At 47.4% G+C, this 6,428-nt stretch carries 3 protein-coding genes; all 3 read right to left on the bottom strand.

Annotated features, from left to right (window positions below; translation table 11 throughout):
- Nucleotides 1-163: 163 nt before the first annotated feature.
- Complete coding sequence (locus tag AWV70_RS19855; protein ID WP_060210252.1) at nt 164-1,330, bottom strand: DUF4097 family beta strand repeat-containing protein; 1,167 nt, start codon at nt 1,328-1,330, stop codon at nt 164-166.
- Nucleotides 1,331-1,449: 119 nt separating this feature from the next.
- A complete protein-coding gene (uvrA, locus tag AWV70_RS19850) occupies nt 1,450-4,320 on the bottom strand; it encodes an excinuclease ABC subunit UvrA (RefSeq protein WP_060210251.1) in 2,871 nt (956 codons plus the stop codon).
- 7 nt (nt 4,321-4,327) lie between these two features.
- Complete coding sequence (uvrB, locus tag AWV70_RS19845; RefSeq protein ID WP_060210250.1) at nt 4,328-6,310, bottom strand: excinuclease ABC subunit UvrB; 1,983 nt, start codon at nt 6,308-6,310, stop codon at nt 4,328-4,330.
- Nucleotides 6,311-6,428: the final 118 nt, after the last annotated feature.

Raw genomic sequence — 6,428 nt, 5'->3', positions numbered from 1 at the left:
TTTGAGCGCGGGATGGATTACTTTGAGCGCGGGATGACTTGCTTTGAGCGCGGGATGACTTGCTTTGAGCGCGGGATGGATTACTTTGAGCGCGCCACGCATTTCATGAAAAAGACTGCCACAGAAGTCAGTTTTCACTGACTTCCTGGGCAGTCTTTTTTCATTAATTATGCTTAACGTTATAGCAAACAATGACAGATCCTGTTTTCGCTTCTCCGTGAACAAAGAGCGGCGTTGAATCGCCTTCCACATCTTTGTTGAACGTGAGAGTCCGATGCAGGAACTGCTCCTGCTCCGCCGTTTTATTGACATCCTTCAATTGTAAATCTAGACGGCCCATATTCGTCGAGATTTCTCCACGTAATGGCACATCAGACGGAATATAGATTTCGACGGAGCCGCTCACTGTTTTGGCATCGATTTTTTGTGCCGCGGCATCTGTTGTTGTCACAACAACATGGCCGTTCAATGATTTCGCTTCGACATCCTTCAAGTTACCCGAAACGTAGACGCGGCCGTTGATTGTTTCAGCTTCTAACGTTTCACCTGTGCTTTCATTCAAACGGATCGATCCGTTGCCCGCTTCCAGCTCGGCCTCTTTGAAGTCAACCCGCTCGGCATCGACCTTTCCGTTCGACGTTTTCGTATAGAGCCGTTCGACCGCAATGTCCTTCACGTTGAAATTCCCATTCAGCAACCGTACAGAAATTTTACGATAATCCTGTTTCGGCACGAAAAGGTCCACTTTGACCTGGCTTAATTTCAAATCGCTTAAATAACGCAGTTTCCCGTCGTCTTTCAGGAAAATCAATTTATCAAGAAATTCTTTTTTCGCGTCTTCTTCCGATCTTCCATTAAAAGATTTCACTGTGAATTCCGCGCGAATTTCTGGCGTATCTGTTGCCTGAATCGAGACGCTTCCATGATCGACGTCAACGAGGATTTCTTCCAAACCGTCTGCTGGCTTCACGATCGTATGATGGAATGTGGAGCTGCCGCCAAATGGCGTATCGAAATCGAATCCTTTCATTCTTTCTACAGTTGTTTGCATGAACTGCATGAAACGATCTCCAACAGTCACAAAATCTTTCCGGATATCTTCAATGAAGTCATCCATCGCTGGATCTTTGTCTTTCGTTTTTCCAGAGAAGTCTTGTGGGTCGTCTTGCTGGGATTCTTCTGTGAAGATTTTCTTTTCCACAGTTTGATCCGCTCCACTGTCAGTCGGAGTCTGCTTTTTTTCCATTGCTTCCAAAAGGGTCAAGGCTTCGTCCATAGAGATTGTGCCGTTTTCCAACATTGTCAAGATACGTTTGCGTTCGTTCTGCATCTTTCCGCCTCCTAGGTATGCTTGAGTTTTTCTTTTCGTATAAGAGTCCCCGCCATTTTCAAAACCGATGGAGACTTCTTCAACACTTATTATATATACGAATCATCTGTCAGAAGGTTTCATTCTTTTCCAGCGGCAGTTTCAATCAGCTCTTTCATTCTTTGCCGATCGCGTTCCAAAATCGGTTTCAAATAGCGGCCGGTGTACGAGACTTCATTTTCAGCCACTTGCTCAGGAGTTCCCATCGCAATGATCTGACCGCCTTTGTCCCCGCCTTCCGGTCCGAGGTCGATAATATGGTCGACAGTTTTGATAACGTCCAAGTTATGCTCAATGACGAGGACGGTATTTCCGGAGTCGACGAGCCGCTGCAATACGAGAAGCAGCTTTTCAATATCGTGAACATGGAGACCTGTCGTCGGTTCGTCCAATATATAAAAGGATTTCCCGTTGGATCGTCTATGCAATTCCGACGCAAGCTTCACCCTTTGCGCTTCCCCGCCGGATAATGTCGTGGCAGGTTGCCCAAGTTGAACATAGCCTAAACCGACATCGACAATCGTTTGCAGTTTTCTGCTGATCTTAGGGATATTCTCAAAGAATTCGAGTGCATCTTCGACAGTCATGGAAAGGACATCGGCGATATTCTTCCCTTTGTACGTCACTTCAAGCGTTTCACGGTTATATCTCTTACCGTGACACACTTCACAAGGGACATACACATCGGGAAGGAAGTGCATTTCGATCTTGATGATTCCATCTCCACGACAAGCTTCACAGCGGCCGCCTTTTACGTTGAAGCTGAAACGCCCTTTTTTATAACCTCTCACTTTCGCCTCGTTCGTCATCGCGAAGACGTCCCGAACGTCATCAAAGACTCCTGTATATGTTGCCGGGTTCGATCTTGGGGTACGTCCGATAGGAGATTGGTCAATATCGATAACTTTTTCCAACTCTTCAAGGCCAGTAACGGACTTGAATTGTCCCGGCTTCTGTTTTGAACGGTTCAACTTCTGGGCAAGCACTTTGTAAAGCACTTCATTCACAAGCGTACTTTTCCCCGAACCTGAAACGCCTGTCACCGCAATGAATTGGCCTAACGGGAAGTCTGCGTTGACATTTTTCAAATTGTTCTCGGACGCACCTTTGATGGACACGACTCTGCCATCGGATTTCCGTCGTTCCATTGGCAATGGAATGAACTTTTTGCCGCTCAAATATTGGCCAGTCAATGACTTCGGATCATTCATCACTTCTTCTGGTATGCCGGCAGACACGATCTGCCCACCTGCTGCTCCTGCACCAGGTCCGATATCGATCAAATAATCCGCCGCAATCATCGTATCCTCATCATGCTCTACGACAATAAGCGTATTCCCGATATCCCGCATGCTTTGCAGCGTCCCGATGAGACGGTCATTATCACGCTGATGGAGACCGATGGACGGCTCGTCCAATATATACAGGACGCCGGTCAATCTGGAGCCGATCTGCGTAGCAAGCCGGATACGCTGCGCTTCGCCGCCTGACAATGTGCCTGCAGCCCTTGATAGCGTCAAATAATCTAGCCCGACATTAATGAGGAATCCTAGTCTCTCGGCGATTTCCCGCAAGATGAGCCTCGCAATTTGCATATCCTTTTCGGATAGGACGAGATTATTGAAAAAGCGGTCCGCTTCCGTAATGGACAATGAAGTTACTTCCCCGATATGCGTCCCGTTCACTTTAACTGCGAGCGTCTCCTCTTTCAAACGGTAGCCGTGACAGGCAGGACAAGCGCGGCTCGCCATATATTTCTCCATTTGTTCACGTATATAATCGGAAGATGTCTCCTTGAAGCGGCGCTCCACATTTGCGAGCACGCCTTCGAAATAGATGTTGTTCACCCGAGTGTTGCCGAATTCATTCGTATACTGGAATTTGATCTTTTCATCCTTCGAACCATAGAGAATGATATTCAGATCATCATCAGGCAAATCACTCACTGGCACATCCATCGGTATTTTGAAATGTTTGCAGATCGTTTTCAACAGCTCCGGATAGTACTGGGAGCTCGTCGGAATCCACGGTACAATCGCACCCTCTTTCAAAGTAAGCGATTTGTCCGGGATGACGAGTTCAGGATCGACTTCAAGCTTCGTCCCAAGGCCATCGCAATCAGGGCAAGCCCCGAATGGACTGTTGAAAGAAAACATGCGCGGCTCCAACTCACCGATGGAGAATCCACATATCGGACATGCGTGATGTTCACTGAACAGCAATTCCTCCACGTCGATTACGTCAACCAGCACATTCCCCTCGGCCAATCTCAAAGCAGACTCGAGTGAATCGCTTAATCGGGCTTCAATCCCCTCTTTCACGACAATCCGGTCAATGACGACTTCAATCGTATGTTTTTTATTTTTATTCAACTCAATATTGTCATCGAGGTCGATCACTTCCCCATTGACGCGAATCCGGACATAACCTTGCTTTTTAATATCCTCGATCAGCTTCGCATGGGTCCCTTTCCTGCCGGATATGACCGGCGCCAGGATTTGGAGCCGAGAACGTTCGGGTAGTTGCATAATCCGATCGACCATCTGCTCGATCGTCTGGGAAGAGATTTCAATCCCATGATTCGGACAGATCGGCTTGCCGACCCGCGCGAATAGCAGCCTCAAGTAATCATAGATTTCAGTTACGGTTCCGACTGTGGAACGCGGATTGCGGCTCGTCGTCTTCTGATCAATCGAAATCGCAGGCGATAGCCCTTCAATTACGTCCACATCGGGCTTGTCCATCTGACCTAAAAATTGTCGCGCATAAGCGGAAAGCGATTCGACATACCGCCTTTGCCCTTCCGCATAAATCGTATCGAATGCAAGAGACGATTTCCCCGAGCCTGACAAGCCGGTCATGACGACGAGCTTGTCACGCGGGATGCGGACATCAATATCTTTCAAATTGTGAACCCTTGCCCCTTGAATGACTATTTCCGTGTTTTTCATCGCATTTTCACCCTTCAGCCTTCAGTTCTAATATCGTATCGCGCAATTCGGCAGCCCTTTCGAAATCAAGCGCTTTTGCCGCTTCTTTCATTTCCTTCTCGAGATTCGCGAGCAATTTCACTTTATCGTCCTTCGACAATTTCTTGCCCTTCGTCACTTTTTCCAAAGCTGAAATATCTTCTTCAACGACTTGAGTCGCTCGAATGACTTCACGGATTGCTTTTTTGATCGTCGTTGGAGTGATTCCATGCTTTTCATTGTATGCTTTTTGGATTTCCCGACGTCTCTTCGTTTCATCGATTGCCTTCTTCATGGAATCCGTATAACGGTCTGCATACATGATGACCTTTCCTTCGGAGTTACGCGCCGCTCGACCGATCGTTTGGATGAGAGCACGTTCGGAACGGAGGAACCCTTCCTTATCTGCATCCAAAATGGCGACAAGGGAAACTTCCGGAATATCGAGCCCTTCCCGTAGCAAGTTGATGCCGATTAAAACATCATAGGTACCTAATCTTAGTTCCCTGATGATTTCAATCCGCTCTAATGTTTTGATATCTGAATGCAAATATTGGACTTTGATGCCGATATCCTTCAAATAGTCAGTAAGGTCTTCGGACATCTTTTTCGTCAATGTTGTAATCAATACCCTTTCGTTCCGTTTTGTACGCTCATTGATTTCATCGATCAAATCATCGATTTGCCCTTCGATCGGCCGTACATCGATGATTGGATCTAGCAAGCCGGTCGGTCGGATGATCTGTTCCACCATCTCGGGCGTATGCTCGATTTCGTAAGGACCGGGTGTTGCGGAAACGTAAATGGCTTCATGGACATATCGCTCGAATTCATCGAACATGAGCGGCCTGTTGTCCAACGCGGAAGGCAGTCGGAAACCATGATCGACAAGCACTTGTTTCCGTGCCTGGTCACCGTTATACATGCCCCGGATTTGCGGCAAGGTGACGTGGCTTTCATCGATGACAATCAGGAAATCATCCGGAAAGTAGTCAAGAAGCGTATAAGGAGTCGCTCCTGCTGGTCGCAATGTCAAATGCCTCGAATAGTTTTCAATTCCTGAGCAGAAGCCCATTTCCCGCATCATTTCTAAATCATAACGAGTGCGTTGCTCAAGCCGTTGCGCTTCCAGAAGCTTATCTTCCTTGCGCAATATAGCAAGGCGCTCTTCCAATTCCTTTTCGATATTCGCAATCGCCTTCACCATTTTCTCTTCGCCAGTGACGAAGTGGGATGCCGGGAAGATGGCCACGTGTTCGCGCTCCCCTAGGATTTCTCCCGTCAGGGCATCCACCTCACGGATACGGTCGATTTCATCACCGAAAAATTCGATGCGGATACAGTTCTCGTCTTGAGAGGCCGGGAATATTTCCACGACGTCCCCTCTGACACGGAATGTCCCCCTTGTGAAATTGATATCATTCCTTGAATATTGGATATCGACGAATCGGCGCAGCAGCTCATTCCTGCCGATTTCCATGCCTGTCCGGAGCGAGACGACGTGCTTTCCGTATTCCTCCGGCGAACCAAGGCCGTAAATGCAAGAAACAGATGCCACGATCAGCACATCATTCCTTTCAAACAAAGCTGAAGTTGCTGAGTGGCGCAGCTTGTCGATTTCATCGTTGATCGTCGCATCTTTTTCTATATAAGTGTCCGTATGCGGCACATAAGCCTCCGGTTGGTAATAATCGTAGAAGCTGACGAAATACTCGACAGCATTATTCGGGAAAAACTCTTTGAATTCGCTGTATAGCTGTCCAGCGAGCGTTTTATTATGCGCAATGACAAGTGTCGGTTTATTGACTTCTGTTACAACGTTCGAAACGGTGAACGTTTTCCCTGTTCCGGTCGCACCTAACAGCGTCTGGTGCTTTTTGCCTTCCTGGATGCCTTCAACGAGCTTTGAAATGGCGGCAGGTTGGTCTCCTAACGGAACATAGGGAGCTTTTAAATCAAATTTCTGGACCATAGAAGCCCCTCCCAAAATGAATTATCTTCATTTTAACATAGACAAGCGCAAGACCAAAGAAATAAGAGAACATACGTTCAAAAATAAAAGTGCAGGCGGCCGTTTAGCTCCGACAAGT

This window comes from Sporosarcina koreensis, assembly GCF_001531445.1.
Lineage (GTDB): Bacteria > Bacillota > Bacilli > Bacillales_A > Planococcaceae > Sporosarcina > Sporosarcina koreensis_C.
Note: the sequence above shows the minus strand (reverse complement) of the source record. Positions and strands in the feature narration are given on the sequence as shown.